The following is a 3,045-nucleotide window of genomic DNA, read 5'->3' as shown; positions in this document are numbered from 1 at the left end:
GCGGCGCTGCTCACCATGCCGGTGATCATGATGTCGGGCCACGGCACCATCGACACCGCGGTGGAGGCCACCAAGGTCGGCGCCATCGCCTTTCTCGAAAAACCGATCACGCTGCAAAAGCTGCTGCGCGCGGTGGAGCAGGCGCTGGCCAAACCGGCCTCACGGGCGGCCAGCCCGGCGGCCCAGCCGATGCGGATGGAGACCAGCCTGACTGTCGAATCGGTGATGACCGGTGGTGTCATGCTGCCGGTGGCGCCGCTCACACTGGGCCCGCAGCCCGAGCAGCTGTTCGAGCTGGACCGCCCGCTGCGCGAGGCGCGCGACGCCTTCGAGAAAAGCTACTTCGAGTTTCACCTCGCCAAGGAAAACGGCAGCATGACCCGTGTGGCCGAAAAGACCGGCCTGGAGCGCACGCACCTGTACCGCAAGCTCAAGCAGCTGGGTGTGGATTTGTCCCGCAACAAGCGCGGCGCAGGCGGGAACTGATGGCCCTTTTTGAGCGGCTATAATCGCCGGCTCACGTCAAGTGACAAGGCCTGGTAGCTCAGTTGGTAGAGCAGCGGATTGAAAATCCGCGTGTCGGTGGTTCGATTCCGCCCCAGGCCACCAGAACATCAAGCCCTCGATCCTTCAAAGATTCGAGGGCTTTTCACATTCAGGGCCTTCTGCGGCAATGAACTGGAGCGCCTTGATGCCGGGCAGGAAGAAATAGCCTCCGCCCAGCGTTCTCGTGAACTGGGCCAACGTCAGTGACTTCCCGATGGGGAGGCCGGGGATGGCGAATGTGGGCGTCGGCTTTGGCCAGCCGTTCAGGAGGGGGTCGGTTTCTTCGCGCATGTCGCCGAAATGCGGGTTGCCCAGCCAGCGCTGCAGCACGAACTCGAACTGCCTGTCCAGGTCGGCATTGCAGGCGATGAAGAAGATGCCTTGGTCGTTCCCCTGCCGATAGGACCGGCCGCGCCGCAACAGGCGGTGCAGCTTGGAAGCCGCCACCCCCGACTTCACGTCATGGCCCAGGGTGTCTCGGGGGTTGGCGCGTCGAATGTGTGCACCGCGTGGGCATTGCAGCCCGTTGAGGTCGTCGACCCGGTAGCGAAAGGCGTTGGGGTCCGTCGGTCGGTCCGGGTGCCACGCCAGGGGCGTGCCCGGGGCGCCTTTTCGGCGGCCCATGAGTTTCTCGGCCACCGTGAGTTTGTCGAATGGGCAGCCGGGTGCAGGCGGTGCCGGCACATTCGTCAGCTTGTTGAACGCGTCCACGTACTGGTGGATCTGGCGCACCGCCAGGTAGCTGCCGTTCTGGCCGAAACGCACGGCAACGTCGTTGTCATCCTTGGCGTGCCAGTCACGCACGTCGGGGCAGTAGGTGATCTCGCGGTACTCGTTGACGTGCCCCAGGACGAACTCACCGGGTTCGACCACATGGTCTTTCTGCAGGGAGTTGGCTTCCAGTTGCTCGGGCCTGTCGCGCAGGCCGGGAACGATGGGCTGCGACAGGCCATCTCGGAAGCCGAAGGCTTCTTGGGTGGTTCCATCGGGTTGAAAGAAGCCGCTGTCGCCGTGGATGGCCCTGCTGTCGAAGGCCGCGGCGAAGACCTCCTCCTCTGGCCACGCTGGCTCTGCGCCGTGGTGCCAGAAATGCGCCACCAGGATGTGGACCACCTGCCGAGAGGTGAAATCGCGGCACACGTCGCCCCACGACCATTCCACCTGGCCGGCGTCGCGCAGCAAGGCCTCGCGCTGAGGGCTGCCCATGCCCGCCTTGAACGGGGTGGGAAAGGGGAACGCCGGGTCTTCGGCGATGCCCAGTGTCTGCAGGCCGGTGTAGCTGAAAGCCAGGGTCACGGCGCGGCTGGCTTCTGCCGGCTTGCCGCCGTCGTCGCTGCCAACCTCGCTCGCACTTTTGACGAGTGGACGCACGGCTTGCAACCACGAGCGCGCCTGGGCCGCATCCTTGATGGTCAGCAGCCAGTAGCTGCTGTGCGTGAGCGAGTTGAAGCCGCTGCGCAGGATGGCCTGCATGTCCTTGCGCGAGTCCTTGATGCGGGGCGCCTGGTTTTTCATGATTCGAGAGCCCTCATGATCTGGTCGTCTTTCGCGGCGGTACGTTCGCCGAAGAGTGCGTTGCGCAGGCGGGTGGCGCGGTCGATGTCGTTGACGGTGTGCTTGTAGGCCTCGAAGTGAAACAGGTGCGGCAGCATGCTGTCGCGGGCATAGGCCTTGAACCATTGTTCGCACTTCACCCCGCGCCACAGCCAGTAGCGCGTGGGCGGGAAAGCGCGGTCATTCGGCACGTGGGGGTGCTCGTCGAGCCTGTTGGGAAGTGCTGCCGGGCGCCGGCTCAGCTCGGTCCAGCGCCAGAACATGTTGGTGCCGCGTGATGCGCCGTTGATGAAGTCGTCGAGGTAGCCGCCGAAGGAGCCGTCGTAGTTGCTGGTGAAGAGCAGGCGCCGCCCGTCGTCGATGATGTGCCAGTGGCCGAACTTGATGCCGGGCGCATCGCCCAGTCGGCCTTCGGTGAAGAAGATGCGGCCGAATAAGGTCACCGCACGCAGCGAGAGCCGCAGCCAGAAGCGGTTCCAGGCGTAGGGGCACTTGATCTCGGTGAGGCTGATGATGTGCGCGGTGCCGCCGATGCGCTCGGCCTCGCAGGCGTCGATGGAAGGGTGCACCTGGTGGGCGCGCGGGATCTCTTCTTGCCGCGGTCGGTTGAACCAGGCGAAAACGCCGCGCAGCCACTTGCCCCACCCCGGGAAAAGCCGGGGCAGCAGCACGAACAGCGCCCACAGGAGCAGGCCCGCGGCGACCACCGCGAGCACGGCCCAGCCGAGCATCCCCCAGGTCCATCCGAGGTGCACGTTGTGCAGCAGGTGCGCAAAGGTCCAGTGAGGAGCAAGCAGCTGCACGGGCCATTGCAGGATGCCCCACACGATCAAGGGCAGGGAGGCGATGACGGCGGCCCAACAGACCAGGCCCACCGGGTACAGCAGGTAGCCTGCCGGTGTGGCGGTGGGGCGATCGATGGCCTTGTTCAGGCGATCGAGGGCG

General features: G+C 65.4%; 3 protein-coding genes and 1 tRNA gene. 2 read left to right on the top strand and 2 right to left on the bottom strand.

Going from position 1 to position 3,045, the window contains the following annotated elements; translation table 11 throughout:
- Positions 1–486, top strand: a 486-nt coding sequence (locus RMO40_RS09565; protein ID WP_309719690.1) for a response regulator, incomplete at its 5' end; no start/stop codon positions are given.
- A gap of 47 nt (positions 487–533) precedes the next feature.
- Positions 534–609 (top strand) — tRNA-Phe (locus tag RMO40_RS09560).
- Positions 610–630: 21 nt separating this feature from the next.
- On the opposite strand, the gene RMO40_RS09555 is transcribed toward RMO40_RS09560, so the two are convergent.
- Positions 631–2,061 carry a Dyp-type peroxidase domain-containing protein gene (locus RMO40_RS09555; RefSeq protein ID WP_309719687.1) on the bottom strand — a complete coding sequence of 477 codons (1,431 nt, stop codon included), beginning with the start codon at positions 2,059–2,061 and terminating at the stop codon, positions 631–633.
- A partial coding sequence (locus tag RMO40_RS09550; protein ID WP_309719684.1) for a hypothetical protein occupies positions 2,058–3,045 on the bottom strand: 988 nt, incomplete at its 5' end. The genes RMO40_RS09550 and RMO40_RS09555, both read right to left, overlap by 4 nt.

This window comes from Rhizobacter sp. (genome assembly GCF_031412075.1).
Taxonomy (GTDB): domain Bacteria; phylum Pseudomonadota; class Gammaproteobacteria; order Burkholderiales; family Burkholderiaceae_C; genus Rhizobacter.
This window is presented reverse-complemented; position numbering and strand designations above follow the sequence as displayed.

Excerpts from the sequence above, each read along its gene's own strand:
- RMO40_RS09555 (WP_309719687.1), bottom strand. The coding sequence starts at position 2,061 with ATGAAAAACCAGGCGCCCCGCATCAAGGACTCGCGCAAGGACATGCAG.